Source organism: Kaistella chaponensis (genome assembly GCF_900156725.1).
GTDB classification, from domain to species: Bacteria; Bacteroidota; Bacteroidia; order Flavobacteriales; family Weeksellaceae; genus Kaistella; species Kaistella chaponensis.
The window spans coordinates 1-26,909 of sequence record NZ_FTOI01000010.1 but is presented as its reverse complement, the minus strand read 5'-3'; the positions used below and the strand labels follow the sequence as shown (position 1 = coordinate 26,909).

General features: G+C 34.7%; 29 protein-coding genes and 1 pseudogene. 13 read left to right on the top strand and 17 right to left on the bottom strand.

Annotated features, from left to right (window positions below):
• Window positions 1-17 precede the first annotated feature (17 nt).
• Entirely contained in the window at window positions 18-230 is a 213-nt protein-coding gene (locus BW932_RS10620) for a hypothetical protein (RefSeq protein ID WP_143745550.1), read from the top strand.
• A 390-nt stretch (window positions 231-620) separates the two neighbouring features.
• Window positions 621-776 carry a hypothetical protein gene (locus tag BW932_RS14305; RefSeq protein ID WP_159436431.1) on the top strand — a complete coding sequence of 52 codons (156 nt, stop codon included), beginning with the start codon at window positions 621-623 and terminating at the stop codon, window positions 774-776.
• A gap of 115 nt (window positions 777-891) precedes the next feature.
• Here BW932_RS14305 and BW932_RS10615 read toward each other — a convergent pair whose 3' ends face one another.
• Complete coding sequence (locus tag BW932_RS10615) at window positions 892-1,341, bottom strand: ferritin-like domain-containing protein (RefSeq protein WP_076387483.1); 450 nt, start codon at window positions 1,339-1,341, stop codon at window positions 892-894.
• A gap of 196 nt (window positions 1,342-1,537) precedes the next feature.
• Here BW932_RS10615 and BW932_RS10610 point away from each other — a divergent pair, with 196 nt between their 5' ends.
• The 4 genes from BW932_RS10610 to BW932_RS10595 all read left to right on the top strand — a co-directional run bounded on the left by BW932_RS10610 (window position 1,538) and on the right by BW932_RS10595 (window position 4,014).
• Window positions 1,538-2,029: a hypothetical protein gene (locus BW932_RS10610; protein WP_185113918.1), complete on the top strand. Its 492-nt coding sequence runs from the start codon at window positions 1,538-1,540 to the stop codon at window positions 2,027-2,029.
• Window position 2,030: 1 nt separating this feature from the next.
• Window positions 2,031-2,894 (top strand): SDR family oxidoreductase, encoded by an 864-nt coding sequence (locus BW932_RS10605; protein WP_076387482.1) that lies wholly within the window; start codon window positions 2,031-2,033, stop codon window positions 2,892-2,894.
• Window positions 2,895-2,993: 99 nt separating this feature from the next.
• Window positions 2,994-3,263: a hypothetical protein gene (locus BW932_RS10600; protein WP_076387481.1), complete on the top strand. Its 270-nt coding sequence runs from the start codon at window positions 2,994-2,996 to the stop codon at window positions 3,261-3,263.
• A gap of 118 nt (window positions 3,264-3,381) precedes the next feature.
• Window positions 3,382-4,014 (top strand): SOS response-associated peptidase family protein, encoded by a 633-nt coding sequence (locus BW932_RS10595; RefSeq protein WP_076387480.1) that lies wholly within the window; start codon window positions 3,382-3,384, stop codon window positions 4,012-4,014.
• Between the two features lie 324 nt (window positions 4,015-4,338).
• On the opposite strand, the gene BW932_RS10590 is transcribed toward BW932_RS10595, so the two are convergent.
• From BW932_RS10590 to BW932_RS10575, 5 genes and pseudogenes are all read right to left on the bottom strand, one after another.
• A complete protein-coding gene (locus BW932_RS10590) occupies window positions 4,339-5,142 on the bottom strand; it encodes an IS256 family transposase, variant Zn-binding type (RefSeq protein ID WP_449404344.1) in 804 nt (267 codons plus the stop codon).
• Between the two features lie 15 nt (window positions 5,143-5,157).
• A pseudogene (locus tag BW932_RS14525) lies at window positions 5,158-5,283 on the bottom strand (IS1/IS1595 family N-terminal zinc-binding domain-containing protein); the annotation flags it as partial.
• A gap of 158 nt (window positions 5,284-5,441) precedes the next feature.
• The gene (gene nhaA, locus BW932_RS10585) at window positions 5,442-6,629 is read right to left on the bottom strand and encodes a Na+/H+ antiporter NhaA (RefSeq protein ID WP_076387479.1); all 1,188 of its coding nucleotides are present in this window, start codon (window positions 6,627-6,629) and stop codon (window positions 5,442-5,444) included.
• A gap of 15 nt (window positions 6,630-6,644) precedes the next feature.
• Entirely contained in the window at window positions 6,645-8,849 is a 2,205-nt protein-coding gene (locus tag BW932_RS10580) for a RelA/SpoT family protein (RefSeq protein ID WP_076387569.1), read from the bottom strand.
• A gap of 363 nt (window positions 8,850-9,212) precedes the next feature.
• Window positions 9,213-9,653, bottom strand: a complete 441-nt coding sequence (locus BW932_RS10575; RefSeq protein ID WP_076387478.1) for a hypothetical protein — start codon at window positions 9,651-9,653, stop codon at window positions 9,213-9,215.
• Window positions 9,654-9,818: 165 nt separating this feature from the next.
• On the opposite strand from BW932_RS10575, the gene dacB reads away from it, so the two are divergent.
• Together dacB and BW932_RS10565 are read left to right on the top strand one after the other, a co-directional pair.
• Entirely contained in the window at window positions 9,819-11,192 is a 1,374-nt protein-coding gene (gene dacB / locus BW932_RS10570; protein WP_076387477.1) for a D-alanyl-D-alanine carboxypeptidase/D-alanyl-D-alanine endopeptidase, read from the top strand.
• 16 nt (window positions 11,193-11,208) lie between these two features.
• Entirely contained in the window at window positions 11,209-12,378 is a 1,170-nt protein-coding gene (locus BW932_RS10565) for a sensor histidine kinase (RefSeq protein WP_076387476.1), read from the top strand.
• Between the two features lie 91 nt (window positions 12,379-12,469).
• Here the strand turns inward: BW932_RS10565 and BW932_RS10560 are convergent, their stop codons facing one another.
• Window positions 12,470-14,083: a M1 family metallopeptidase gene (locus tag BW932_RS10560; RefSeq protein ID WP_076387475.1), complete on the bottom strand. Its 1,614-nt coding sequence runs from the start codon at window positions 14,081-14,083 to the stop codon at window positions 12,470-12,472.
• Between the two features lie 115 nt (window positions 14,084-14,198).
• Between BW932_RS10560 and BW932_RS10555 the strand changes: the two genes are divergently transcribed.
• The 4 genes from BW932_RS10555 (at window position 14,199) to BW932_RS10540 (ending at window position 17,289) form a co-directional block, all read left to right on the top strand.
• A complete protein-coding gene (locus BW932_RS10555) occupies window positions 14,199-15,221 on the top strand; it encodes a glutaminyl-peptide cyclotransferase (RefSeq protein ID WP_076387474.1) in 1,023 nt (340 codons plus the stop codon).
• A gap of 205 nt (window positions 15,222-15,426) precedes the next feature.
• Window positions 15,427-16,233 carry a hypothetical protein gene (locus BW932_RS10550; protein WP_076387473.1) on the top strand — a complete coding sequence of 269 codons (807 nt, stop codon included), beginning with the start codon at window positions 15,427-15,429 and terminating at the stop codon, window positions 16,231-16,233.
• A gap of 37 nt (window positions 16,234-16,270) precedes the next feature.
• Window positions 16,271-16,885 (top strand): deoxynucleoside kinase, encoded by a 615-nt coding sequence (locus tag BW932_RS10545; RefSeq protein WP_076387472.1) that lies wholly within the window; start codon window positions 16,271-16,273, stop codon window positions 16,883-16,885.
• 56 nt (window positions 16,886-16,941) lie between these two features.
• Window positions 16,942-17,289, top strand: a complete 348-nt coding sequence (locus BW932_RS10540) for an ArsC/Spx/MgsR family protein (RefSeq protein WP_076387471.1) — start codon at window positions 16,942-16,944, stop codon at window positions 17,287-17,289.
• Between the two features lie 19 nt (window positions 17,290-17,308).
• On the opposite strand, the gene BW932_RS10535 is transcribed toward BW932_RS10540, so the two are convergent.
• The 3 genes from BW932_RS10535 to BW932_RS10525 form a co-directional block, all read right to left on the bottom strand.
• Window positions 17,309-18,202, bottom strand: coding sequence for a TIGR01777 family oxidoreductase (locus BW932_RS10535; RefSeq protein WP_076387470.1), 894 nt, complete (start codon window positions 18,200-18,202; stop codon window positions 17,309-17,311).
• Between the two features lie 12 nt (window positions 18,203-18,214).
• Window positions 18,215-18,523, bottom strand: coding sequence for a DUF493 domain-containing protein (locus tag BW932_RS10530; RefSeq protein ID WP_076387469.1), 309 nt, complete (start codon window positions 18,521-18,523; stop codon window positions 18,215-18,217).
• Between the two features lie 72 nt (window positions 18,524-18,595).
• Window positions 18,596-19,279, bottom strand: coding sequence for a DUF4197 family protein (locus BW932_RS10525; protein WP_076387468.1), 684 nt, complete (start codon window positions 19,277-19,279; stop codon window positions 18,596-18,598).
• Window positions 19,280-19,588: 309 nt separating this feature from the next.
• Here BW932_RS10525 and BW932_RS10520 point away from each other — a divergent pair, with 309 nt between their 5' ends.
• Entirely contained in the window at window positions 19,589-21,109 is a 1,521-nt protein-coding gene (locus BW932_RS10520) for an FMN-binding glutamate synthase family protein (protein WP_076387467.1), read from the top strand.
• A gap of 163 nt (window positions 21,110-21,272) precedes the next feature.
• Here BW932_RS10520 and BW932_RS14245 read toward each other — a convergent pair whose 3' ends face one another.
• The 7 genes from BW932_RS14245 to BW932_RS10485 form a co-directional block, all read right to left on the bottom strand.
• Window positions 21,273-21,428 (bottom strand): hypothetical protein, encoded by a 156-nt coding sequence (locus BW932_RS14245; RefSeq protein ID WP_143745549.1) that lies wholly within the window; start codon window positions 21,426-21,428, stop codon window positions 21,273-21,275.
• Between the two features lie 117 nt (window positions 21,429-21,545).
• Complete coding sequence (gene rplI / locus BW932_RS10510) at window positions 21,546-22,067, bottom strand: 50S ribosomal protein L9 (protein ID WP_076387466.1); 522 nt, start codon at window positions 22,065-22,067, stop codon at window positions 21,546-21,548.
• Between the two features lie 145 nt (window positions 22,068-22,212).
• Window positions 22,213-22,515 (bottom strand): 30S ribosomal protein S18, encoded by a 303-nt coding sequence (gene rpsR, locus BW932_RS10505; RefSeq protein WP_076387465.1) that lies wholly within the window; start codon window positions 22,513-22,515, stop codon window positions 22,213-22,215.
• A 27-nt stretch (window positions 22,516-22,542) separates the two neighbouring features.
• Entirely contained in the window at window positions 22,543-22,884 is a 342-nt protein-coding gene (gene rpsF / locus BW932_RS10500) for a 30S ribosomal protein S6 (protein ID WP_039352511.1), read from the bottom strand.
• A 136-nt stretch (window positions 22,885-23,020) separates the two neighbouring features.
• The gene (locus BW932_RS10495; protein WP_084566503.1) at window positions 23,021-24,739 is read right to left on the bottom strand and encodes a T9SS-dependent choice-of-anchor J family protein; all 1,719 of its coding nucleotides are present in this window, start codon (window positions 24,737-24,739) and stop codon (window positions 23,021-23,023) included.
• Between the two features lie 161 nt (window positions 24,740-24,900).
• Window positions 24,901-25,653 carry a polysaccharide deacetylase family protein gene (locus BW932_RS10490; RefSeq protein ID WP_076387463.1) on the bottom strand — a complete coding sequence of 251 codons (753 nt, stop codon included), beginning with the start codon at window positions 25,651-25,653 and terminating at the stop codon, window positions 24,901-24,903.
• Between the two features lie 5 nt (window positions 25,654-25,658).
• The gene (locus tag BW932_RS10485) at window positions 25,659-26,624 is read right to left on the bottom strand and encodes an NAD-dependent epimerase/dehydratase family protein (protein ID WP_076387462.1); all 966 of its coding nucleotides are present in this window, start codon (window positions 26,622-26,624) and stop codon (window positions 25,659-25,661) included.
• Between the last annotated feature and the right edge of the window lie 285 nt (window positions 26,625-26,909).

Sequence of the window (26,909 nt, the reverse complement as noted above, 5' to 3'; positions counted from 1 at the left end):
TACAAAAAATAAAACTCATGAAAAGAACATTTGGTACATTATTGATCACAAGTCTTTTTATAATAGCGTGTTCAAAAAACGAAACAACGCAGAATACAGAACCTGCGGACTATGCAGAAACGGAAGAAAGACTAATCCAAAATCCAGGAAAAGATTCTCTCAAAAAGGATAGCACCGCCGTTCCTTCTGCAATGCCGCCACAAGCACAACCGACTGTTGGAAATGAGTAGAAGAATTGTTATTAAGAGCTCAATAAATAATTTTAAACCTAATTAATAAGCCTGTGCACCAATAACATTCATGTACTAGTCAAAGTGAGTATTAATTTTCACAAAGTATTCGGGCTTTCCCTGGAACTTTTATAAATTGATTCCTCTTTTATTAAGGAATTATTGAAACCAAAAGACAGGAAACATTATTACGACTAGTTACGAATTATCCCATTATAATCCAAAAAGTAGGAGAGGAGTATAAAACTTATAACTCGATGGCTCCTACCAGTACAAAAACTTCCACAAAGACAGCTGAGTTTATTATCACGCATAACAAAAGATAAGAGGACAGACTAGGTTGATGGTCTAAAAATTGTATTAAAAAAGCAAACATTAAAACAAGAAATCATGGAACCATCGAAAAAAAACAAACCTGCATCAATAGTCATTATAGGAATTGCAGCTATAGTTATTGCAATTATTTCTTATTTTATATTACTTTCCTTTTTCCCTGAGTTGTTTCAGGACTTGCCTACCGGAGAACAGCAACCTATCACAGAATAAATAAATTTTTATACTGAGAACTACACAAGTTGAAAGTTTTTAGTCATAATAAAGCCGTCCCAGTAGAATAGGACGGCTTCTTAAATAATAGGTGAAAGAATAAAAATCAGATTCGTTAGTCGTGTCGATTTTCTAAATTTTTAAATTTTTCATAAGATGCTTTTAAACTGTGAAGTTGATCCTGAACTACTCTCGAACTTTCAGGGCATAAATCACCGCTGTCCAAAGCCTTTTCGTAAGCTTGAATAGCTGCATTTTCGCCGAATGTAACATTTTCTAAAGTTGATTCTGCATTATCGCTCGAAAAAGCATTTTTCACATCTATCCAAGTACGGTGTAGCCCTCCTGCTACGGTAGTTGAATCATCTGCATCTCCATTTCTTTCAGAGATTAAACTCTTCAGTTCTAGTCTCATTTTTTGCGACTGATCAACCATATTGTTGTAATCTGATTTAAGATTAGGATATTTTTCCCACACCTTATCTTCAACTTTGTTGAAACCTTCAATTCGATCATTTGTGATTTGTAAAAGATCGTTCAATGTTGATACTGTTTGATTGTTCATAATATTTTATTTTTTTTGGTTACCTATAAGGAATCAATGGGTATGCCATCAAATTATAAAATCTGTTAAGATTAAAATGAAAAAAAAGAGTCATTGGTAAAAAATTTGTATTTAGAAGTAAATTACTAGATGGTAGTATATCCTATTTTTTAGTGATAATAAATAGCAAGGATGCTTAATCCGTTAAATTAATTTTATGAAAAAAGCGTTTCCCTCTCCTTTCACTTTTTTAAAATTAACTTTAATTGGAATCGCTGCCGGAGTAATTTTAATTATACCCCTAAAAATACTTTATATATTAACAGGCAATACAGCTTACCTTTTACTTTTTAATTTCGATTATGTGCCCGTTCTAAATCAGTTAACACCGGTTTGGTTATTCGGTTATATTTTCCATTTTAGCACCTGTATTTGTAGTTTTATCGGACTTTATTATATTTTGAAATATCTGAATAAGCAACTTTCACTCTTCTACTATATAGCGGTCTACACCGTTGGGGGAGGAGCACTATTTTTTCTTACTTGCGTTTCAGTTAAGCCTCTTGCTGAAAATAAGTTCACTGCTTGGTTGTATTGGACATTTGCGCATGGAATTTTCGGTTTTGCAGTGGGTCTTAGTGAAGAAGTTTATAAAAGCAACATAATTAGAAAATTTGGATTAGTAATACATTTTGAAAATAGAAAGTAGTATGGAAAAAAAAAGTAAAAAAAAGGTCCGTCCAGAGCAGAAACAAAGACGACCCGGATTAGAAGATAATATGAGGCCTATTCCTGAGACTGCTCCGCTAAAAAATTCAGCAAATGGAAAGTTAAAAGGTAAGACCGCACTAATAACGGGTGGCGACAGTGGTATTGGTAAAGCAGTCGCCCTTTTATTTGCAAAAGAAGGTGCTCATATCGTAATAGTCTATCTCAGCGAAACTAAAGAAGCAAAGCAAACCCTGAAGCTTGTGAAGCAATATGGTGTAAACTGTCTTATTATAAAGGGCAATCTTTCTAAAGAAGAAAATTGTAAGAAGGTTGTGAAAAAGATGGTAGATGAATTTGGACGTATTGATATTGTTGTAAATAATGTAGGGCTTCATTGGGAATGTGATTCAATCGAGAAAATAAGCAGTAAACAGTTATTAAAAACCTTTGAAAATAATTTTTTCTCCTATTTTTGGATTACAAAATATGCACTTCCTTACCTTAAAAAAGGAAGCACTATCATCAATACGTCTTCGGTAACTGCATATAGAGGTAGTCCTAGTCTTCTAGATTATTCCGCTACCAAAGGAGCCATCATTTCTTTTACCCGAAGTCTTTCCTTGCAACTTATTAACAAAGGAATTCGCGTAAATGGGGTAGCTCCCGGACCAATTTGGACCCCTTTAATCGTCTCTTCGTTTGACGAAAAGAAAAATTCAGAATTTGGAAGTGATTCCCCAATGGAACGTGCAGGAATGCCCAATGAAGTTGCACCTTCCTATTTGTTTCTTGCCAGTGAAGATTCCACGTACATTAATGGTCAAGTTCTTCACCCTAATGGAGGAGAAATTATTAATGGTTAATTCAAAAGTAAGAGTTATGTAGTTCTGTTTTGGTAAGTTGATATAAATTATAGCAAACTAAATTTTATAATTGCTATAAAGCATATCTACATTTGTACCATGAAACTGCGTGCAATAATTAGAGAAACCGTTGAACCTAAACAAGGCGACCTTCCACAATCTGTAATCGTTGAATTTGTCGGTGACAAACAGAAGCAGCATTTTGAAGTCTTGTTTTATGATTTTAATCCCTATCAGCATAAAATAAGAAAATGGGACACTTGGGAATTAACAATAAAGTGGAAGAGTGATATTTTTATTGACCCTAAAACACAAGTAAATTCTTACTTCACTTATTTAGTTTGTACCAAAGCAATTCCTGTACATTAAATGCAAAAATAGTACTCAAAGCATTTGAAAATCAAATTCGCAACGTAAAATGTTTTTTCCGACTATAAAATTTGCATGGTATAATTGTTGATTTTTTTTAGCATCAAAATAAATCATAATGTGTAATCGAGTTGATAATTACGGACTTTCAATTTCAGAAGTATCAAATGAACTTCAGGCTGAAATTGTAGAAAATAATTATTATTACGCAGAAGAAATCAATGCATTTCAAAGACCTGCTATCCCTGTTGTATTAGAACATGGAGGTCGTAAAATTACTCATGCAACATGGGGAATAAATAAAGAAATTCCGAAAGATAAACCCGCAAAAGGCATCAATCTAACTGCCGAAAAATCACATACATTATATAAAAAGGTTGAAAATAATCGGTGCATAGTTCCGGTTACTGGATTTTATGATTGGATGCACGTTACAAATCCTGGAAAGAAGACGCCGTTAAAAGTTAAGCATAGGATGCACTGGAAAGATTGCGACCATTTTTATATTGCAGCTTTTTACGATATATGGGTTAATAAGGAAATAGGTTTTGGGTTAGTAACAACAATTTCAAATTCATTAATGGGCGTAGTTCATAATTCTAAACTCAGAATGCCTCTTTGTCTTGATGCAGAAATGGCTGATAAATTTTTAAATGACAAGCCCATTGAGGAATTTACATTTCCTACCTTTGATCCAAAGTTGGTGGCTGTAAATTTAGAGCCCAATAAAATACCACAAACCCTATTTTAATGGTAAAGATTAATTTTGTAATCAGTGATATTTAGTAAGTAAATTTTGATGAAGAGTATTTTGACGATCCTGATCGTACAGAGTTATACCTTTATTTATTTGCAATGGTAGATGAAGAAATTTGGTAATGTGGTCAAAAATAGTTGGTGTTTTTCACAAAAATAATTCGTAATATTTGGCGGTTGATTGGAAGAGGAAGTAAGCAATGCTGAGGAGCAACTTACCAGCAATACAATCAGCGCTGTAAACAATAGTTTAGAGGGATGGTTTTTGCCATCCTTTTTTTGTAAATTATTGGAACAGCTTTATGGCTAAAAAAACCTTTTACGACTTTAGATTTTTATAAAAAAGATACCATTGAATAAACTTTTTTCTCCGACTTTTGGTAAGCCCTCGATGAATATTTAGATTGCCTTTCAAATGACCAAAAAAAGACTCTATTCCATTGGTTGTTTTTGGGATTTTATGATTTTGCAGGAAAGTAAACATATTTGGTAAAGCCTTTCTGATAACAGAAAAACATCTTCTCACCATTTTATGGGTGTACCAATATCTTCCGGTTTCCAGACTGTAGGATTTTTCATTCAGAAAGTCTTTATGCTTCTCAAACCAGTCCAAAAATTCTTTGATCCAATATTGCTTTTTAACTTCACTATCAATAAAATGAAGTTTGCAGACAATTTCACGCAACTCAAAACCAGCTACAGACTTTGGATAAGCAGAAAGCCATATTTTGCACATCCTCTGAATATGAACCAAACATCTCTGAACAGGAACTTTCGGACAAACTTTACGGATTGCTTTCAATAAAGACTTGTCGCCATCGCAGGTTATACCGCCAATTTTTATTCCTAAATTCAGAATGTTTTCCAAATCCTCTTTTAGTTCTTCATAATGCTCTCCGTCAGTAATTCTGTAAAGTTGGGTTTTTTTAAAAACATTGTCTCTATATACAACCAAACAGATTTCATTGGAAAAATAAGTACCATCAATCAGCAAATAAACCTCTTTGTTCTGGCTGTAACTGAGTTTTGGAGCTTTTACAAGCATCACATTAAAATACCGTTGAAGAGTGCTAACCGAATATCCCGATTCTGCTGAAATCTGCTCATAAGTTTGTTTTCCAATAATCCATTTTTTGAATTAAATTTCTTTGTTTTTCAAACCCACAGATTTATTTTCCGCAGTAAAATAAATGCCACAATTTTTACATTTAAAACGCCGTTTACCATTTTGCTTTCCCCAGGAAATCACATCCAGACTTTTACAACTCCAACAACGATTTTTTTTAAATTTTCAGTCATAAAAAAAGTTTATTGAAACAAAGTTCAATAAACTTTCTGTATCATCAGTAATAATAGGCAATACAAAGAATTTTACCAACTATTTTTGACTATTAAACCTTAAAATTCTATAATGAAAATCTTCTAGTTGGTGCCGTATTTTTTTCTGTTTAATTTTCTCTTGGCGACAAATTTTAATAATAAATACCCTGAAATCCCTGAAATTATTGAAGCAACGAGTATTGCGAATTTTGCCTCATCTTGAATTTCTGGATGATTCTTAAAAGAAAGCAAAGCAATAAAAATGGACATTGTAAAGCCAATTCCTGCCAAAAATCCTGCACCCAACATTTGGCTCCATGAACTTTTTTCGGGTAAACTTGATATTTTTAATTGAATAAAAATCCACGAAAACAAATTGATTCCTACGATTTTGCCCAAAAACAATCCTACAATAATTCCGTATCCAAAATTGCTAAATAATCCATCAACCATTCCTGCTTTGAAGGTGATGTTCGTATTGGCAAGTGCAAAAATTGGCATGATCAAAAAATTGACTGGGAGGTGAAGTTTCTGTTCCAGTTTTTCCAAGGGCGAAAGTTCGGTGGTTGAAAGATTGGTGGGAATGGTGAAGGCGAGTAAAACTCCTGCAATCGTCGCGTGAATCCCGGAATGGTGCATAAAATACCAAAGAATAATACCCGGAATTACATAAAAAACATGCTTTTTAAAATTCAGAAAGTTGAGGATCATTAAAATCGCGACCATTAAACCACTCAACGCCAGATAATTCCAGTGGATTTGATCAGTATAAAATAGGGCGATGACTACGATTGCGCCTAAATCATCAACAATTGCAAGCGCTGCCAAAAATATTTTCAGAGAGAGCGGAACTTTTCTTCCCAACATCGAAATGATTGCCAAGGAAAACGCAATATCTGTCGCCATAGGTATTGCCCAACCTTTTTCGTACGCTGTTCCGTAGTTGAAGGCATAAAAAATTAAAGCCGGAACCAACATTCCGCCTATCGCTGCAACGATTGGTAATGAAGCACTTTTGACGGAGGAAAGTTCACCTTCGATGATTTCGCGTTTTATTTCAAGACCTACAAGCAAAAAGAAAATCGCCATCAAACCATCATTTATCCAAATGCTTAAAGGATAATTGAGCTGAAAAATTTCTGTTCCTATTTTTTGATCCAGTAAGGCTTGAAAAGAATCCGCAATCGAGGAATTGGCAATCATTAATGAAATACCCACACACACCATCAAAACGATACCCGAAGATTGGGAACTATGCAGAAAATTTTTAAAAAATTGGGTGATGAGCATGAATTTTTTGATTTTTTATAGCCGTTTAATACGCGAAACGCCGTTGATATTTTTGAGTTGTTTGAAAGTTTCTTCCAGCTGATTTCTGTTTTTTACTTCTAGCGTGATGGTTCCGAGGAAGATTCCATTGTTAGATTCGATCGACATGCTTTTCATATCCATGTTCATCGAATTACTGATGACCGCCGTGATATCGTTGATCATTCCCATTCTGTCGAGTCCTTCGATTTCAAATTTTACTCGATTTTTGAAGCTTTCTTCATTCACCCATTTTGCGGGTAAAACTCGATAGTCATATTGTGCCCGAAGATTGATTGCGTTGGGACAACTATCGTGATGAACTTTGATCCCATCAGAAATCGTAATAAATCCAAAGATTTTATCGCCTGGAATAACGGTGCAACATTTGGCAAAAGAATACGTCATTTTTTGCTCATCTTTTCCAAAAACAATCATATCGAGATTTGATTCTGGAGTTTCTACAAACACTTCATTTTTGTTCGGAGACTTTCTGAAACGGTTCAGAATATTCCCGAAAATTCCTTTTCCCTCAGTATATTTTTTAATATCACCGGTATCTAAATTTCCATTTTGGAAACTCAAAAATAATTCCTGTGACGTTTTCAAACCGAAAAACTTCTGCATTTTATTGATTTCCTCGTCATTGAAATTCAGTTTCGCATGACGCATTTTTCTTTGTAGAATTTCTTTTCCTTCTTCAACCAAATGATTGTTTTCGGAATTAAGAATGGCTTTAATTTTCGATTTCGCTTTAGAAGTTACCACAAAATCTAACCAATCTAATTTTGGTTTTTGATTTTGGGAAGATAAAATGTCTATTTGATCTCCATTTTGAAGAACGTAGGAAATGGGAACTAACTTTCCGTTTACTTTTGCTCCTAAACATTTTGTTCCCAAATCGGAGTGCACAGAAAATGCAAAATCAAGTGCTGTAGAATTGGTCGGAAGAATTTTTATTTCTCCTTTTGGAGTAAAAACAAAAACTTCTTTCGAGTAAAGATTTAGTTTAATATTGTCTAAAAGTTCTGTCGTGGTAAGTGATTGCTGGTTTTCTAAGACTTCACGGATTTCTGAAACCCATCGTTCAAAATTTTTCTCGTCGGTATTCTGTCGAAAACCTTCTTTGTATTTGAAGTGAGCTGCAACGCCTTTTTCTGCAATATCATCCATCCTTTCGGAACGAATTTGAACCTCGATCCATTTTTTGTCTGGTCCAAGAACGGTTAAATGCAGACTTTCATAACCTGTAGATCGCGGCTGCGAAATCCAGTCGCGCATTCTCTGCGGATTGCTGTGGTAAAGATCGGTAACGATGGAATAAATTTTCCAGGCGAGAAATTTCTCGTTTTTTGCATCGGATCTGTATATAATTCGGATGGCGTAATTGTCGAAAACTTCCTCAAAAGTAACACCTTGCTTCAATATTTTTCGATAGATCGAAGAAATGGCTTTTGCACGGCCTTTAATGGTGAAATTCAGCGCCTCTTCGTTCAATTGCTCAGAAACTTCTTTTTTGAACTCTTCTACATATCTTTCGCGGCTTCCTTTGGCGAGTTCTAATTTTTCGGAAATTTCAAAATAAACATCCGGATTGTTGAATTTTAATGATAAATCCTCTAGTTCTGATTTGATGTTATACAAACCGAGTCGGTGCGCAAGAGGAGCATAAATATAAACCGTTTCTGAGGCGATTTTCTTTTGCTTTTCGGGCGTCATGCTTTCTAAGGTTCGCATGTTATGAAGGCGATCCGCAATTTTTATCAAAATCACACGGAAATCTTCGGAAAGCGTAAGCAAGAGCTTTCGGTAATTTTCTGACTGAATTGAAATATTCTGATGGTTCATCACCGAAATTTTGGTGAGTCCATTTACAATACTGGCAATTTTGCTTCCGAAGATTTTAGTCAGGTCTTCATAAGTATAATCAGAATCCTCGATTACATCGTGTAACAAAGCACATGCAATGGAAGTTGCGCCCAAACCGATTTCGTTGGCCACAATTTTCGCGACTTCAATCGGGTGGTAAATGTACGGTTCCCCGGTTTTTCTACGCTGATCTTTGTGTGCATCCAAAGCAATATCAAATGCTTTTCTGATGATTTTGTTCTGTTCTTCATCTAAAGCACGATAAGTATTTGAGATCAAATCTTTGTAACGAGCGAGTATTTCTTTGTTTTCTTGTTCTAAATCGTAAACCATCCAAATGCGAATTAATACGCTAAAATAAGCAAAACTGAGGGATTTTATAGGGTTAAATTTAAAAAACTTTCCCGTATGAATCTTGTTTGTTGACCGATTTGTTCTAGGGTTTAAAGGATGTTTTTTGTAAAAGTACCAACTGACTTCCTCAATGATCGGATGCATTCATTAAGATAAAACGAAAAAAAAATGATCATCGATTTTGAATATAATGGTGTTTTGCGAAATAAAAATTATTAATTCTAAAAAGTATTTTGCGAAATCCTTCATTGATGAACTCTTCAGAATCTGGCGGGTTCTGTCTTTTAATTGATACCAGTAAACTGATACAATATTCCTTTAAGAAATTTTTTTATTTAAGGTTTATCGCTCTTTTCCAAATATAAGTTCAGAACTCATTCCCGATAATGGATCGTGATGATGAATGGCGGGAGAAGAGTAGATTAAAGCTTTCGCGCGAACGGTTACAATTTTTTTTAAATACTCCAAAGACTTTACATCTTGCAGTTTAATGTTTTCAAAATAGTTTTGATGAAAAACCTTATTTTTTTTAAATATTTCCGTCACTTTTTCTTCCTCTTTTGGATCAGTCACTTTTACACTGATGACCAAACTATCATCTTCCAACTGCGTTTTGTCATTAAAAAAAGACCGCCAAATGGAAGTTTTAATCTCTTTTTTGATTGGTTTTTCGTGGAGGTACATCACATAATCTGAATAATTAAAACCCGCATTTTCTAGATCTGCACCGATCTGTGCAGATTGTCCTTGGCTGCTAAATAAGCCTGTGATAATTGATGACATCATGTTGCTTTTAAAATAGATTGAAACAAAGTTTACTAAATTAATACCTGAAAAGCAAGCATTTATGTAAAATTTAATCTACTTGATTGCTGTTTTGTAGTCACTTACGATTGTATTTCAATATTGAAATTTTTATTTCGTTATATTTGAAATCAAAAATTGTCGATGTATAAACTACTTTCTCTCCTTTTGCTTTCTTCAGAAGTTTTTTTTGCGCAAAATGTTGCACAGAAGTTAGAGGTTGCCACCAAAAATTTACTGAGCAGTGCCCCCGCTTTTTCGGCAAACCTCTCGGTTTATGTTTCAGATGAGAGTGGGAATTTTATCTATGAATACCAAGGAAATCAGGGATTATCAACAGCTTCAACTCAGAAGATTTTTACCGCCGCGGCTGCTTTGGAAACTTTAGGAAAAAATTATCAGTTTACAACAACTTCTTCTTATTCTGGTTCCATTTCGGGTGGGAATTTAGCAGGAAACCTTTACATCAGTTCCAATGGAGATCCTACCTTAGGAAGTTGGCGGTACGAAGGATACAAACCTGAAAATTTTAAGCAAAAATTGCTTCAAGCCCTTCAAGAAAAAAATATCTCTAAGATTTCTGGAGATTTAATCATCGATGATTCCTATTTTGATTTCCAATCAACTCCTGGAGGTTGGCCTTGGAATGATATGGGGAATTATTATGGAGCAGGAGTTTTTGGGGTAAACTGGCGAGAAAATCAGTTCGATATCAATATGAATGGCAAGGAAATGAAAGGATTTAATGTAGAGTTGCCCAATCTAAAGTGGGTAAATAATTTAAAAACCGGCGGAAGTTCTGACCAAAGTTTAATTTACACTGCACCTTATTCAGATGTTGCGTTAATCAGCGGAACTCTACCGCTAAAAAACATGACTGTTTCTGGCGCGACTCCTAATCCACCACTTGTATTTGGTACTGAAATTAAGGGTTGGCTAAAAAATGCCGGCATTGATTTTAAAGGAAATATTAGCTCAACCTCCATGCAGTTAATGAATGGCGTTAAGCTCCAAAACCCCTCTAAAAACACAATCATTTTGGAGTATAAATCACCAACTTTAGATAAAATTATTTATTGGTTTATGCGAAAAAGTATTAATTTTTATGGCGAAACATTAATTAAAACTTTAGGAAAAGAAAAAAAGAATGAAGGCAGTTTTGAAGCCGGGGTTTCTTACTTGAAAGAATTTTGGAAAAACAAAGGAATTAATCCGGCGATGATTAATTTTGCAGATGGTAGTGGACTTTCACCTCAAAATTATGTTTCCGCGAGAGCAGAAGTGCAGTCGCTGCTTTGGAGCAGAAAACAATCCTGGTTCAGTGAATTTTTCGAAGGTTTCCCAACTCAGGGAAATGGCATGAAAATGAAAAGTGGCACCATGAAAGACACCAAATCTTTTGCGGGATTTCACACTTCTGGAGAGGGTAAAAAATACGTTTTTGCAATCATTATCAATAATTACCAAGGGGGAAATATCAGTGAAGCCCTTTACAAAGTCTTAAATGTTTTGAAATAATTCGACAAAAAAATTCATGAAAAGAAGAAGTTTTCTTACTAAAATAAATAATTGGGTCATTTATATCTTATTGACTTTAGCGGTTGCCGGAGTCGTAATTGCTTCAATTGTGCTCATTGATTATTTACGAAAAGAGGAAATTAAGAGAATTGAACTTTTCGCCACCGCCATTAAATATCAACAGGAAGAAATCGTGGAAGATCCAATCGCACTCGATCTTTTATTGCAGATCAGTAAAACAAATAATACGATTCCGGTTATTGTTACAGACAAAAACAAAATTCCTATTGATGGTGAAGGTTTTCAAATCAATATTCCGAAAGAAATACAGAACGATCCCAAAAAAATGAAGGCATTGCTTCGGAAAATGGAAAGTTCTTACCGCCCGATTGAATTGCAAATGCCCAATGATAATAACCAATATGTTTTTTATACCAATTCCGATTTGTTGAATAATTTGCGCTATTCTCCATACATTTTAGGGTTATTAATTCTGGCGTATATATTTTTCTCTTTTTGGTTTTTGCGCACGATTAAAAAAACCGACGAAGGTTATGTTTGGGCCGGTTTAGCGAAAGAAACAGCGCACCAAATCGGAACACCACTTTCGTCGATGATAGGCTGGATCACGATTTTGCGCATGGAAAATGAAAATAGCGAGGGCGTAAAAGAAATCGAAAATGACATCAATCGGCTGAAAACAATTTCTGAGCGGTTTTCCAAAATCGGGTCGGTTCCGGAACTCAAAGACTTAAACATTAATGAAACTTTACAACAAAATTTCGATTACCTGAAATCTAGAATTTCAAAAAAAGTGATTTTCCGTTTGATTGTACCGAAGCAAGAAATCTTGGTTCCTCACAACCGAATTCTCGTAAGCTGGGTTATGGAAAATATTGTGAAGAATGCCGTAGATTCTATGAAAGGTGAAGGTAGATTGGAAATTGAACTCTACGAAAAAAATAAATATACCGTCATTGATTTCAAAGATTCCGGTTCTGGAATGTCGAATTACCAAGCCAGAAACGCTTTCAAACCTGGCTATTCAACCAAAAAACGTGGATGGGGTTTAGGACTCTCCTTAGCGAAAAGGGTGATCAAAGAATACCACAATGGCGATATCAAAATTGCTCATACCGAAGTCGGAAAAGGAAGTACATTTAGAATAATGATGAAAAATTCTTAGGAGTACTTCCTTCAACGGGAAATTATTAGGATTATTCTTAATAAATGGAGTTCAACGCTCAAAAATACCGTTTCAAAAAAAGAGCTTTTTTTTAGTTTTCTTTCTTGTAATAGATGTAGTAATTTTCATCTAAAAGGACTGGATCCGCAGAACGTAATTTTATGGTTTGCCAAGTATTTTTCGGTGATATTTTTTGGTTTCCATTAATTCTAAGCGGTAATTTTAAGTTTTCAATAGTGTTCGTAAAGCGGTATTTTAAGATGTTTCCTTTTTGGGAATATTCTAAAGTTGGGATTTTTGTGATTCTTAGATATTGGGTAAAAACTGTGGAAAAATCAATTCCCGATTTTTTTGAAATATAATCTTCAACCTGTTTTGTAGAAACGGTTTGATGGTAGAAATCCTTTCCTAAACCTCTTAGTATTTGTCTGAATTTTTCGTCATTATTGATCACCTGACGAATGGTGTGAATCATATTTGCACCTTTGTAGTACATGTCGCTGCTTCCTTCGTTTCTCACTCCATAATTTCCGATAATCGGTCGATCATTTTGAATGTTTTTTCGTATGCCTTTTACATATTTTTCGGCGGAGATCTTATCCATATAATCTTCTACAAAAAGGGTTTCCGAGTAGTTTGTGAAACTCTCGTGAATCCACATATCAGCTTGGTCTTTCGCGGTAATATTATTGGCAAACCATTCGTGCCCACTTTCATGAATGATAATAAAATCCCAGTTCAATCCAACTCCTGTTCCTGATAAATCGCGACCTAAATATCCGTTTTCAAAACGATTTCCGTACGCAACAGAACTTTGATGCTCCATTCCCAAATACGGACTTTCAACCAGTTTATAAGAATCTTCGTAGAAAGGATAAGGTCCGAACCAATGTTCCAAGGCTTTCAACATTGGTTTCACCTGCGTGAATTGCTTTTTTGCCTTTTCCAAATTGTAATCTAAGACCCAATAATCCAAATCGAGTTTTCCTTTTTCGCCCTTGTAGGAATCTTTAAAATTCACATATTTGCCGACATTGGGAATGATAGAATAGTTGTTAATGGGGTTTTTGATTTCCCACGTATAAATATTTTTATCATTTTCGGATATTTGAGAAATTAATCGTCCGTTTCCAACACCGACCAAGTCTTTTGGCGTGATAATTTTCATCACGATTCCATGATCGGGTTCATCGCTCCAAATATCTTTGGTAGGAAGCCAAACCGACGCACCAATTCCTTCTTGGGCAACAGAAATCCAAGGATTATTGTTTTTATCTTTTGTGAAAACCCAACCTCCGTCCCAAGGTGCGTTTTTTGCGATCGTAGGATTTCCGAAAAACTGAATGGTGAAAGAATGGGTTTCTCCTTTTTTATAATTTTTTTTGGTTTCAATGAAAATAAAATCGCCATCTCTTCTCGAACTCCACCATTTCTCCTCAGAATTGATGATTTTGTAATTCATCGGTTGCTGCAAATCAATCTGAAATGTGGGATTAGTAATATCTTTTGTAATTTCAAAAATGATTTTATTCGTGCCAGAAACTGATTTTTCTTCAAAGTGAGGTTCAACCGAAATTTCATATTTTTTGACATCCCAAAAATTTCTCAATGAAGTGTCTGAACCTTTCAATGAATCTTGTTTAGTGAAGTTTTGCGCAGGCAAAAGCCCCGAAATGAGCATGAGTAGGAATCCGAAATTTTTCATAGTAATAAGGTAAGTAAAGCAAATATAATTATTATTTCTCTTTCTAAATTTTAAGAACATCGATTTCCCGCTATTCGTGTCATTAAAAATCAGTATTTTTGGCAAAATTATTTGAATGAAACTTAGAACAATAATTCCAATTCTCGCCTTTGCTTTTTTAATTTCATGTAATAAAGACAAGGAGATTCTTAATACGTTAAATGATTATAATATTTCGATGGAATCTAAAGGTTATCACTTTGGTGATGCCCTGAATTTGCCGAACGAAGTTACCACAAACGCCGAAAGTATTTCCATCAGTTTTGGGGATAAAGAAACATCGAGTTTGGTTGTTGATCCAAAATTTTTTACGTTGGGCGATAATGCCGTTACTTTTATCATCAAGAAAAAAGGCGGTGAAACACTTAATCAAGATGCAACAATAAACGTTTTTGCAAAAAATCCCGAAGCGTTGCTGAAGTATGAAATTATTAAAGAATATCCGCACGATCCGAAAAATTTTGTTCAAGGTTTTCAGCTCGAAGGGAACATTATTTACGAATCAGACGGACAGGAAGGTTCTTCCAGGATTTTGAAATATGCGTTAGGAAGTACCACACCAATTGCATCGACCAACCAAGCTGAAAAAATATTTTCGGAAGGTTCTACCATTGTTGGCGATAAAGTTTTTCAGCTAACATGGATGGATAAAAAAGGATTTATATACGATAAAAATTCTTTACAATTATTGAGTGAATTTCCTTATCCCAATGTCATGGGTGAAGGTTGGGGTTTGACGTACGACGGTAAAAACCTGATCGCTTCAGACGGAACTAAAAATATTTATTTTTTAAATGCAACTGACCCGTCTAAAATGGTGCGTTATATCGCCGTTGCAGGAAATACAGAAGCTTATGATCAGCTTAATGAACTCGAATTTCACAACGGATTTATTTATGCAAATGTGTGGCAAAAACCAATTGTTTTAAAAATTAATCCCGCAAACGGAGAAGTCGTAGGTAAATTTGATTTTACCGATATTGCCAAGAAAAATACCACCGGAAATGATGATGTTTTGAATGGAATCGCCTTCAAAGGGGAAAATATGTTGATTACGGGAAAAAACTGGTCGAAAATTTACGAAGTCGTAATTAAGTAAGAGATTATTTACGAAGCAAACAACTGATCGATCGGGAATGGATGTAGAAATGAAATGATGATCGGTCGAAGGAAAATTGCCAATATCAAAAGGAAGAAAACGGTTATTTCATTTTGCTTTTCGAGATTCAAGTTCAATTTGTTGTACTTTCCAATGCAGTTGTACATTTAGGAATCAATAGTTCTTCATCAAAATATCAACACTAATGAAACTTCTGCAGCTTTTGTTTTTTTCTTTTTTCTGCTCTTTTTCTGCACAGAAAAATCTTGCGTTCGATTCGTTGATTTTGAAAGATGTCCGGGATTTATTGAGCGACGATTACGGCAATATTTATCTCTATAAAAACAAAGATTTCAGTTTTACAAAGTACGATTCACTGGGAATTCAGAAAGGAAAATTGATGTTGACTTTGCCCTTTAAAATTCAGTCTGTTCAGAATCCGTTGAATATTCCCTCGTTCTCCGAGAATGCACAGGAATTGAAATTCTTTGACCAAAATCTAAATGAAATTCAAACCGTCAATTTTCGGCAGAAATTTGGATTTATAAGGAATGTTTACGCCGAAGATTTACAGCAGATTTGGTTGGTCGATGAAAGTATGAAACGACTCGTACAATATAATTTTAGGGAAGACCAAATCGTGAATTCTTTTCCCTTTAATATTAATTTTGAAGAATTAACCGACTTTTTAGTGTTTGAAAGTAAGGTTTATTTTTTGGGGAGAAATTGGTTTTCGGTTTATAATTTTAAGGCAGAAAAAATATTTGAAACACCGATTGAAGATGGAAGAAAGCTTCGAAGAGAAAATCAGAATATTTTGATCATGGGTAAAAATACGGTTCAAAAATGGGATCAGCTGACTTTGAAGACTGTTTTTTCTTCCATGGATGCGCAAATTGTGGATAAAAACTCCGCCGCTTATTTTGTGATCAAAGACAACAAACTTTATCTTTACCACCCGTATTCTCCAAATAAATCAGAGGGAAACGAAATCAATTTTAAAGAAAATTAGGGACTTTTTTAATATAATCATCAATTAAATTTAAGAAATGCACATTGCTGTAACAGGAAATATTGGCGCCGGGAAAACTACTCTAACTACTATGTTATCAAAACATTACGGTTGGGATGCGCAATTTGAAGATGTAGATCATAATCCGTATTTAGAAGATTTTTATGCCGATATGAGTAAGTGGAGTTTTGCGCTTCAGATTTATTTTCTAGGAAGTCGTTTTCAACAAGTAAAGGAGATTCGCGAGAGTGGAAAAAATATCATTCAGGATCGAACCATATATGAAGATGCGCATATTTTTGCAGAAAATCTCAATGATATGAATCTGTTGACGGATCGTGATTTCAATAATTATTCTTCCGTTTTTAATTTGATGAAAAGCTTTGTTTCGGCACCGGATTTGCTAATTTATTTAAAGTCTGACGTTCCGAATTTGGTTAAGAAAATTTATAAGAGAGGTAGAGAATACGAAGCAACCATCAGTATCGAATATCTTTCTAAATTAAATCAAAAATACGAAAAGTGGATTTCTACCTACCAAGAAGGAAAACTTCTCGTCATCGAAGTAGATGACTTGGATTTTGTAGAAAGACCAGAAGATTTTGGTTTGATTTTGGAGCGGATTGAGACTGAACTGCACGGATTGTTTTAAAGAAACATTTCGTTCTGTTCTTCATTTTTTATTGATCCACTATTAATCTAAATGCTATGATAAAAGTACTTCACAACAATGCATGCTCTAAATCCAGAGCTATTTTGGAACATTTAGATGAAAATAATGTAGCTTTTGAAATTATCGATTTTGTAGAAAATCCTTTGACGGTTTTGGAAATGAAAACGGTTTTAAAAAAACTTCACATGTCTGCAGACGAACTGATTCGTAAAAATGAACCTTTGTTTAAAGAGAAATTTGCTCATAAAAACCTTTCTGAAGAAGAATGGATTGATGTTTTGGTTGAAAATCCCTCTTTAATTCAAAGACCAATACTCATCAAAGGCGAAGTTGCCATGCTTGGTCGACCGATTGAAAACGTAAAATTTTTTATTGATAATTAGCGTAATCCATTCGAAGTTATTAAACCAGAGTGGTAAAAGCTTCCTCAAGATTACGATGCTTAAAATCAAATCCCTTCGATTTGATTTTTTTGTTGGATGCGCGTGTTCCTTCTAATATAATGGAACTCATTTCTCCGAAAGCTAGTTTTAAAACAAAAGCAGGAACATTAATAGGAAGGAAAAATTTACGACAAACTTTGGCAAGTTTTTTCATAAACAATTGATTACTTGGTAAATCATCGGCAACAGCGTTAAAATTTCCCTGAATTTTTGAATTTTCTAAGGCAAAAATATAGAGATCAACTAAATCGTCGATATGAATCCAGTTCATCCATTGATTTCCGGTTCCGACTCCTGATCCGATATTAAAGTCAACTGTTTTTTTGAGCAGCGGAAAAGCTCCTGAATTTTTCGCCAGAACAACGGCAGTGCGCAAACACACAATCCTGTCAGAAAGATCTGCGAAATTATACGCTGCATTTTCCCAATCTTTGCAAAGATTTGCTAAGAAATCGGGCTGTACAATTCCGGAGTTTTCATCTAAGATTTCGTCTGAAGTAAAGGTTCCGTAGTAATTTATTCCAGATGCGGAAATGAATGATTTTAAATGAACATTATTCGCGATGCAATATTTTTTTAAAAGATTTGCAGTATCTATTCTACTGGAAAAAAGTTCTTTTTTATAAGAATCTGTCCATCTTTCGCTTATCGAAGCGCCCGCTAAATGGATGATTGCATCTAAATTTTTAAAGGCGGATTCGTTGATAAATTGGTCTTTTAGATTCCAATAAAATTCAAGAGGATCAGCTGTTTTTTTGCGCGTTAAAACTCTCACTTCATGGCCTTTTAATTTCAGTTTTTCCACCAAAATTTTACCAATTAATCCTGTTCCACCCGTAATTAAGATCTTCATATTATTTTTTATCTAAAGCATTATTACTCCTGGAATTTTACCAACTATTTGATAAATTTTAATGACTTGATCTGCGTCTAAAACAAAAGCATTGATACTGATAGAAGTATATTTTCCATTTTTACTGTCGCGTGTAGTCAATGTGAATTTCACATCATCGAAAGCACGATAAATTTCGGTTATTTTTGCTTCGTCGTTAGTGATGATAAATTTATAGAGATAATCTTCTGGAAAATCATGGGTTCCTTCCAATTTTTCTTTCAAAGAGGCGTAGAATTCTTCAGGATTTTTCGCTTCGTTTTCACTATCTAAATGATCCATTTTTGTATATATTTTTTATGAAAAAAAAATTCCGATGTACTCGGAATTCAAATATAATTAAATTTAAGCCAATTATTTGATTCCAGTAAGAGAATTCATAATGGCACTAGAGTTTTGCTGTTCGTGGTTCTGAATGATACTAAATAAACCATTCACCATTTGTTCAGAAGCAAATTTGCTGAAACTACCAGTTAAAGCATTGGATGAATTTTGCCCGCCCAAAAGATTGCCTAAAATATTTGAACTACCAAGTGCGGTGTTTAAAGTTTTCACAATTCCAAATTCGTTTAGCTTAGCATCAACTTTAGGTGCAATTGCAGCCATTAATTGTTGGGATGTTTTTTCTTTTAGAATTTGGGTTGCAACACCGGTTCCACCTTGAGCAATTCTTGCGGCATCTTCTGTGGTAAGGTTATTAACCGCATTCACTAAAATCGGTCTTGAAATGTCTACAGTGAACTGTGCAGCTTGTGCGATATAATCTTTCTCTTTTTGAACCAAATTACTTAATCCTATTTTTTGTAAAGTGCTGTTCACTTCTTTTAACTGTTGTGGCATTGCAGCATCAATGAGCTGATTTGCGAGGAAACTGTCTTTAGTGCTGAAAATATTCAGTCCCTTCGTAATTCCACCTAATAAAATTGATTTTAAAACCGCTAAACCCACACTGGATGTAGCTAAAGCAACGCAAGACTGAGTAACTGGTGCAAGAGTTACTGCGGTTACTGCGGCTATTAAAAAGGTATTTCTTTTCATGATAAATTGTTATAAAATTTTCTAATCATCTGTTTTCAAATATTAAGCCAATTAAAAATTAGGTCTTTTAATTAAAATGTAAGCAGATCAATTTTAAGTGGTAAAAATAGTTCAAAATAAGATTACTATTAAAAAAACTTCATACAATTTTACCAGATATTACCAATTCCATTTCTTGAGTTTTAGAAAAAAAACGGAAATAAAAGTGAAAATGATAACCCAATACAGGGACTTTCAGCAATGATAACAGCTGTTTTTTTAGTCGGTTTATTATTCCTAAATTTGAACCTAATCTAAAAAAAATCTGTAATGAGAGACAAATTCATTCGTTGGGGTATTATAATTTTAGTAGTGGTTTGGACGATTTCATTGCTTATAAAAGCCCACTACTGGATTCCGATTTTATTGACCGCAATCTATGGTTTAGGAATTTATAATGTAACACAATCCAAACATGCAATTCTTAGAAATTTTCCTGTTATTGGTTATTTTCGGTATTTTTTTGAAGGAATTTCGCCGGAGATGCAGCAGTATTTTATAGAAAGGGAAACTGATGGTAAACCTTTCCCTAGAAATCAGCGATCGGCAGTTTACCGACGTGCAAAAAATATAAGCGATACGGTTCCTTTTGGTACTCAGCTCGAGATCAATCACAGAAAATATGAAGGAATAAAGCATTCCATTTACGCAAAATCACCAAAGGAAGAATTACCAAGAGTTTGGGTGGGAGGTGACCAGTGTACACAAAAATACCACGCCTCATTGTTTAATATTTCTGCAATGAGTTTTGGCTCTCTTAGTGATCGTGCTCAGATGTCATTAAACAAAGGCGCAAAAAAAGGAAATTTCTATCACAATACCGGAGAAGGGGGAATTTCACCTTATCATTTAGAAGGGGGCGATTTGTGTTGGCAAATTGGCACTGGATATTTTGGATGTCGAGATGAAGAAGGTAAGTTTTCACCGGAGATTTTTGCGAAAAATGCCGCACTTCCGAGTGTTAAAATGATAGAAATAAAAATCTCTCAAGGCGCAAAACCGGGTCATGGTGGGGTTTTACCTGGCGCTAAAAATACGGTTGAGATTGCTAAAATTCGGCACGTGCAACCGGGAATAACCATTATTTCACCACCATCACATTCCGCATTTTCTGATGCATCGGGATTATTAAGGTTCGTGCAGCAGCTAAGAGAACTATCGGGTGGAAAACCTGTTGGATTTAAATTGTGTATCGGTGATACCAAAGAGTTTGAAGATATTTGTGTTCAAATGAATGTGATGAAAATCTATCCGGACTTCATCACCATTGATGGGGCAGAAGGTGGTACAGGAGCAGCGCCTCCCGAATTTTCTGATGGGGTAGGAATGCCTCTAGAACCTGCTTTGATTTTTGTAAACAGAATTTTAAATTTGTATAATGTTCGCGATAAAGTGAAGGTTATTGCAAGTGGGAAAGTCTTGACTTCTCTTGATATATTAAGAGCGATTGCGATGGGTGCAGATATGTGCAATAATGCGAGAGGATTTATGTTTGCATTGGGTTGTATTCAGGCTTTACGATGCAATACCAATAATTGTCCGACTGGAGTTGCAACACAGGATAAAATGTTGATTAAAGGCTTAGACGTGACCGATAAAAGCGAACGAGTGTACCACTTCCATAAAAATACGCTGCATACTTGTAACGAGTTGATCGGTGCAGCCGGAAAAAGTTCTTACGATGAAGTAGAAGCAAGCATGTTTATGAGAGGTGATGAATTTGAACATCTTTCAGATCTTTATTTTCCAGATATTCTAGGAAATGTAAAAGAGCATGCGATTAAATATTAATTTTCCGAAACTATTTAACTTCCCCTGAAAGATCCAAAATTTTCAGGGGATTTTTATTTATATCCCTTTGATTGTCGTGGTGCGCTGGTTTTTTTTTGATCTTATTCTCATTGGCATTTTCTTCTTCATATTGCAATTCTTCTAGATAGGAATTTTAAGAGAATTATATAGAGACCGTGCTTTCCATTGAAGATAAGAAGGAGAAAACCATTCCTGAAAGTATTATGCTAAAGATCAAAGAATGATTGTCGGTCATCTGCAAAACGATAATTGCGGACGAAAATGGAGCTCTTGTAATGCAATTAAGGAATGCGATCATTCCCGTTAAAATCAAATCGTTTATTTCATTTGGGTTTAATTGAATCTATCCTGAAATTACAGACCAAAAAAAATCCGATAAAATGAATTATCGGATTATTTTTTATTTCAAATGAGCTTATGCTTCTTCAGCAGGAGTTTCTTCTACTTTTTTCGGAGCTGGAGTTGCTTTTGGAGCAGCTACAACCGGTGGAGCGTCAGAAACAATGTCGAATTCGAAATTATGTTCTACATTTCTGTGAAGTCTGATGATCGCTGTAACTTTACCAGTTCTTTTGATCGTGTTCCCAGGAATTTTGATGTATTTTTTGTCAACCTGAACACCTGATTTAGAAAGTTCTTCAGAAAGATTAGCATTGTTGATTGATCCGAAAAGTTTATCACCAGCACCTACTTTTGTAGCGATGGTAATATTTGTTTTCTTCAACTGCTCAACGATTGCATTTGCAGCAGCAATTAGTTTAGCTTCTTCTTCTTTACGAGCCTCCAAAGTTTCTGCAAGAGCAGCTTTGTTTTTTGGTGTAGCAAGAAGTCCTAATCCTTTTGGTAAAAGATAGTTTCTAGCATAACCAGGTTTTACATTTACGGTATCGAACTCAAGTCCTAAGTTTTCTACGTCTGTTTTTAGTATAATGTCCATTGTTGTTGTCCGTTTTTAAGTTTAGATAATGGTTTGAAGTCTATTCTTTCGCCATTTTATCTAAAAATCGTTAGAATTAAATTATTATTCAGCAACTTTTTTGGCGATATGCAGTTTGCATAAAGCATATTGCTAAGAGCAGTTTTTATTTTAAAAGATCTGCTACATAAGGCATCATTGCCAAATGTCTTGCTCTTTTAATAGCTGCAGAAACTTTTCTTTGGTATTTCAAAGAAGTTCCAGTGTATCTTCTTGGTAAAATTTTACCTTGCTCGTTTACGAACTGAAGAAGGAAGTTTGCATCTTTATAATCTACGTGTTTGATTCCGTATTTTTTAAATCTACAATATTTTTTATCAGTTTTTGTATTGATATCAAGTGGAGTTAGAAATCTAACTTCAGATTCACCTCCTGCAGAGGCTTGTTTTGCCATATCATCTATTGCCATAACTTTTCTTTTTTTTGAGGGTTAAAATTAAACTTTCGCAGTTTTTACTTTCGTTCTTCTTGTAACTGCATACTCGATCGCATGTTTGTCAAGTTTTGTAGTCAGGTAACGAATTACTCTTTCGTCACGTTTGTAAGCAGTTTCTAAATCTGCAACTACAGTTCCTTCACCTTTGAATTCGATCAAAGTGTAGAATCCATTCTTTTTTAATTGAATAGGATAAGCTAATTTCTTAAGTCCCCAATTTTCTTTGGCAACGATTTCGCAATTGTTTGCTTTAAGCAAATCTTCAAACTTTTTTACTGCTTCCTCCACCTGAGCATCAGATAGAACGGGAGTTAAAATGAAAACAGTTTCGTAATTGTTCATAATGTTAATTAATTTGTTAATTATTTCGAGGTGCAAAAGTAAGAATTTATTCTTGAACTTACAAAGGTTCAGTGAAATAAATATAAAAAAGACCTGTATTTCTACAGGTCTTCATAAAGGATTAAAGTGATTTTATTTATTCTTTAACTACTTTAAATGATTTTTCGGTTCCGGAAGATTTTACTTTTACAAGATATACTCCTTTTGGAAGATCATTTACATTGATGTTTTTAACATCTTGGTTTATGGTTTTCACCAATTTGCCATCGATAGAATAGAATGCTACTTGGGTAACTTTCTGATCGTTAGAATTGATGTTCAATACGTCTTTTACTGGGTTTGGATATACTGATAACTGAGATTTAGTAGCAGAAGATACTGCTAATTTAGCTCCTACATTTACGGTATAATCTTCAGCTTGTCCATATCCTGTATTTGTTCCTGCTGCAAGAGTACCTGCAGAAGAACAAGGATTAGGATAAAAAGTAGTACTACCGAAATTTTTCTTAATTCTCATTCTTGTATTTCCTAGAAGCGCATCTGCAGGAACTACGATATTTCCAATGGCCTCTTTTCCATCAACTCCTGTAGATCCTACCACCTGAATTGTTGTAGCTGCCGTGTCGAAATAAGTTTCGCCAGCATCTAAGAAATCACCATCTTGGTTCCAGTCGATGAATACAATAAATTTGGTGGTGAAAGAAGCACCATCAGTATTCCCCTGTAATTTAATTGGGAAACTTCCTTCTCGATTTACATTTGCAATCTTATTCACAAATGATTCATGTGCAGTTCCTCCTATTGCAGCAGCAGAAGTATTGGTCATGCCACCAAAAACAACTGAAGTGATTGGCTCAACTCCGCTGGAATAAATCAATGGTCCACAATATGGCGCAAATAAATTTGCACTTGTGGTAAATGAAAATTCAGTACATCCAGTTGCAGAACCTACAGAATTTTTAGGAACTACTTTCCAATAGTATGGTGTGGAAGGTGATAGTGCTGAAGTAACTATACTTGTACCGGTGGTATTGCCTAATAAAGTAGTTGGGTTTGTAGTAGTACCAAAATATACATCATAACTACTAGGAGCTGAACCTGTTGTTGGAGCTGTCCAAGTTAAAGTAGCTGGACTTAAGTAATTAATTCCTGTTGCTGCATTAACTGGCGTCACTAGTGTTGCGCAATTAGGAGCACTTACAGGAAGAGGGTTTGTAATAACTTTGAAATCGTCAACGGCAAATCCAAACTGATCATCTGAAGTACATTGTATTGCAATATATATTTGCTGACCAGAATAAGCATTCAAATCATAGGTGTACTGTGACCATGCCGCAGTAGCTGGAGTAGTAATCAACGGAGAGATTGCAGTGAAATCTCCAGTTGCTGTTCCTGTGGTAGAAACCAATACTTTAAATTTTTCTAGGCCATAAGTTGCATCACAACCTTTTCCAAAGAAACTAACCGTTGCTCCCAATCCTGCAGTCAATTGTACTTGCGGAGAAATCAGCCAGTCATTATTCCACGGTGCAGAATCAGCTGCGAAACATACCATTACTTTTTGTCCTGTATTTGCCGTCCAGTTAGAAGTAGCAGAAGGTGTTAAAGGTGGTGTAGTAGTGGTAGAATTAAAAACCTGAAAAGATTTTGCTAACTGAGTATTTGGGAAAGTGACCCCAGTAAAACCGTAAGTTGTCTTTAAATCAACATCGGTAAGTGTCCAACTGCCAACATTTGCAATTGCAAAATCAGCGTAAGTTTCGAAACTGTCTTCAAACAAAACTGTTTGCGCCTTCATGGTCTCGGTGCTACATAACGCCGCCGTCACGAATAACGAAAATAAAATTTTCTTCATAATAAATAATTTAATTTGGTTAAACTTAGTCTCAAATATAGGTTTAAAAAATTAAATTACCAATAAATACGTTGGTTTTGTTTGTAATCTGTATTGAATTTAAATAATATTTATCGATTTTACAAAAAGAATTCAATTTGGATGGTGGTGAATAATTATTCTTAAAAAACAAAATCCTTCATCCTCGAAAACGCAAATTCTTTTTCATTCATCCATTCCAGAAAATTTTCGAGCTTGTTTTCCATTTTTATTCCCGAATTGTATTTGCGGTAAAAAGGAATTTTAAATTTGAATTTTTCGAAATTGGTAAATTGCCAAGTGTTCAAATAAACAAGAACAAATTCATCATTGTTGATCGTTTCCATCACCATATTTTGATAATATTGAAGTGGAATTGTTTGAAATACGAAATCATTATACGGGATCTGTGAATACGGCGAAATGCTCTCTGGAATGATGCTCATACCATTTTTTATAGCAATATCGGTACTTCTTTGCAGCCTTTTAAAAGGAAAGAGAATATTTGCATTTTCAATATTAGAAACATAAGAAAATTCCAGACTCTTCAGTTGGTCTAAAGAAATCGTAACTTCCTTTTGCCGGATTCCGCGAATAATTTTCCCTGAAAACTCTTCCACATATTTTTTTGCAAAGTCAATATCTGCTACTGGGGAATTTTCATTATAAAAGGAAATTTCATGGCCTTGTCCGATGATTTTTTTAACCAAAGGTTTCAGTTTTTCAACCAAAGAAACTTCAATAAAAAAAGTCGCGAAAACATTGTTGTTTTCTAAAATTCTTAGAATAGATGCGGTATTTCGCTCAGTAATATTGAGGATTTCATCATCGCTAAGTTTGTAATTTTTTTCGAAATCACTTCTATTTTTAATAATGTTGAAAGTCAATAAAACCATTTAAGTTATTTGTCGCTTAATTTCAGCTTCAGGTTTTTCAACATATCTTTCGTCATCGCCGAAATATCGTAATCATAGCTAAGATTCCAATCTTTTTTACCCACTGAATCATCGATGGAAGCTGGCCAAGAATCTGCTATTTCTTGTCGGAAATCCGGTTTGTAATCAATTTTAAATTCAGGAATTTCCTTTTGAATTTCTTCTGCCAATTGCTTTGGAGTGAAAGATAATCCACCTAAATTATAAGAAGTATGAACGGTTAAATTCTCTTTTGGCGCTTGCATTAATTTCAACGTCGAATTAATCGCATCTTCCATATACAACATTGGCATTGCGGTGTCTTCAGAAATAAAACTTGTGTATTTTCCTTCTTCGACGGCTTCGTAGAAAATTTCTACCGCGTAATCAGTCGTTCCGCCACCTGCAGGAGTTTTCCAAGAGATTAAACCCGGATAACGAATGCTTCGTACATCAACACCATATTTATCAAAATAATATTCGCACCATTTTTCTCCCGCCATTTTTGAAATCCCATAAACCGTTGTCGGATTCAAAACCACGTCTTGACCCACATTTTCCTTCGGAATTCCTTTCCCAAAAACCGCGATCGAACTTGGCCAGAAAATTTTCTTTAACAATCCCTCTTTCGCCAATTCACAGAAATGTAATAACGGTTCCAAATTCAGTTTCCACGCAAAAAGTGGCTGTTTTTCGGAGGTTCCAGATAGCAAAGATGCCAAATGATACACCGTTGTAATTTCGTAATCTTTAATTACTTGGCGAACCAACTGAGAATTTGTTACATCCATTCTCTCATAAAATCCTGCAGAAGTCAGGTTTTTGTCCCATCGATCGAGTCCGGACGCAACCACATTTTCAGCACCATGAATTTCCACCAATCTGTTGGTGAGTTCAGTCCCAATTTGTCCGAGAGCACCGGTGATAAGAATTTTTTCCGTGTAGGATTCCATATTTTTAGTTTTGATTGCGCACAAATTTAGCAAAATCGAGTAGGATAAGAAATAGTAATTTAAAAATAATTTTCTGGGCAACAATCCCGATCGATATCGGGACCGCCTTCCACTCCCAATCTTTTTGTTCCGCCTTGCTCCACAAATAGGATTTCCGTTCCTTTAGATTTGTAATCGATAAAATTATTAAATTTAGAAAGAGAAAAGCATTTAATTAAACTATGTTCCGCTCAGAGTAAAACTCAAGGCTTGATTCAGAATTAAATGCTCTTCCTTTCATTAAAA

What these genes read in the sequence shown, in the direction of transcription:
- BW932_RS10620 (WP_143745550.1), top strand. Translation starts at nt 18, where the DNA reads ATGAAAAGAACATTTGGTACATTATTGATCACAAGTCTTTTTATAATA.
- BW932_RS14305 (WP_159436431.1), top strand. Translation starts at nt 621, where the DNA reads ATGGAACCATCGAAAAAAAACAAACCTGCATCAATAGTCATTATAGGA.
- BW932_RS10615 (WP_076387483.1), bottom strand. Translation starts at nt 1,341, where the DNA reads ATGAACAATCAAACAGTATCAACATTGAACGATCTTTTACAAATCACA.
- BW932_RS10610 (WP_185113918.1), top strand. Translation starts at nt 1,538, where the DNA reads ATGAAAAAAGCGTTTCCCTCTCCTTTCACTTTTTTAAAATTAACTTTA.
- BW932_RS10605 (WP_076387482.1), top strand. Translation starts at nt 2,031, where the DNA reads ATGGAAAAAAAAAGTAAAAAAAAGGTCCGTCCAGAGCAGAAACAAAGA.
- BW932_RS10600 (WP_076387481.1), top strand. Translation starts at nt 2,994, where the DNA reads ATGAAACTGCGTGCAATAATTAGAGAAACCGTTGAACCTAAACAAGGC.
- BW932_RS10595 (WP_076387480.1), top strand. Translation starts at nt 3,382, where the DNA reads ATGTGTAATCGAGTTGATAATTACGGACTTTCAATTTCAGAAGTATCA.
- nhaA (WP_076387479.1), bottom strand. Translation starts at nt 6,629, where the DNA reads ATGCTCATCACCCAATTTTTTAAAAATTTTCTGCATAGTTCCCAATCT.
- BW932_RS10580 (WP_076387569.1), bottom strand. Translation starts at nt 8,849, where the DNA reads ATGGTTTACGATTTAGAACAAGAAAACAAAGAAATACTCGCTCGTTAC.
- BW932_RS10575 (WP_076387478.1), bottom strand. Translation starts at nt 9,653, where the DNA reads ATGTCATCAATTATCACAGGCTTATTTAGCAGCCAAGGACAATCTGCA.
- dacB (WP_076387477.1), top strand. Translation starts at nt 9,819, where the DNA reads ATGTATAAACTACTTTCTCTCCTTTTGCTTTCTTCAGAAGTTTTTTTT.
- BW932_RS10565 (WP_076387476.1), top strand. Translation starts at nt 11,209, where the DNA reads ATGAAAAGAAGAAGTTTTCTTACTAAAATAAATAATTGGGTCATTTAT.
- BW932_RS10560 (WP_076387475.1), bottom strand. Translation starts at nt 14,083, where the DNA reads ATGAAAAATTTCGGATTCCTACTCATGCTCATTTCGGGGCTTTTGCCT.
- BW932_RS10555 (WP_076387474.1), top strand. Translation starts at nt 14,199, where the DNA reads ATGAAACTTAGAACAATAATTCCAATTCTCGCCTTTGCTTTTTTAATT.
- BW932_RS10550 (WP_076387473.1), top strand. Translation starts at nt 15,427, where the DNA reads ATGAAACTTCTGCAGCTTTTGTTTTTTTCTTTTTTCTGCTCTTTTTCT.
- BW932_RS10545 (WP_076387472.1), top strand. Translation starts at nt 16,271, where the DNA reads ATGCACATTGCTGTAACAGGAAATATTGGCGCCGGGAAAACTACTCTA.
- BW932_RS10540 (WP_076387471.1), top strand. Translation starts at nt 16,942, where the DNA reads ATGATAAAAGTACTTCACAACAATGCATGCTCTAAATCCAGAGCTATT.
- BW932_RS10535 (WP_076387470.1), bottom strand. Translation starts at nt 18,202, where the DNA reads ATGAAGATCTTAATTACGGGTGGAACAGGATTAATTGGTAAAATTTTG.
- BW932_RS10530 (WP_076387469.1), bottom strand. Translation starts at nt 18,523, where the DNA reads ATGGATCATTTAGATAGTGAAAACGAAGCGAAAAATCCTGAAGAATTC.
- BW932_RS10525 (WP_076387468.1), bottom strand. Translation starts at nt 19,279, where the DNA reads ATGAAAAGAAATACCTTTTTAATAGCCGCAGTAACCGCAGTAACTCTT.
- BW932_RS10520 (WP_076387467.1), top strand. Translation starts at nt 19,589, where the DNA reads ATGAGAGACAAATTCATTCGTTGGGGTATTATAATTTTAGTAGTGGTT.
- BW932_RS14245 (WP_143745549.1), bottom strand. Translation starts at nt 21,428, where the DNA reads ATGATCGCATTCCTTAATTGCATTACAAGAGCTCCATTTTCGTCCGCA.
- rplI (WP_076387466.1), bottom strand. Translation starts at nt 22,067, where the DNA reads ATGGACATTATACTAAAAACAGACGTAGAAAACTTAGGACTTGAGTTC.
- rpsR (WP_076387465.1), bottom strand. Translation starts at nt 22,515, where the DNA reads ATGGCAATAGATGATATGGCAAAACAAGCCTCTGCAGGAGGTGAATCT.
- rpsF (WP_039352511.1), bottom strand. Translation starts at nt 22,884, where the DNA reads ATGAACAATTACGAAACTGTTTTCATTTTAACTCCCGTTCTATCTGAT.
- BW932_RS10495 (WP_084566503.1), bottom strand. Translation starts at nt 24,739, where the DNA reads ATGAAGAAAATTTTATTTTCGTTATTCGTGACGGCGGCGTTATGTAGC.
- BW932_RS10490 (WP_076387463.1), bottom strand. Translation starts at nt 25,653, where the DNA reads ATGGTTTTATTGACTTTCAACATTATTAAAAATAGAAGTGATTTCGAA.
- BW932_RS10485 (WP_076387462.1), bottom strand. Translation starts at nt 26,624, where the DNA reads ATGGAATCCTACACGGAAAAAATTCTTATCACCGGTGCTCTCGGACAA.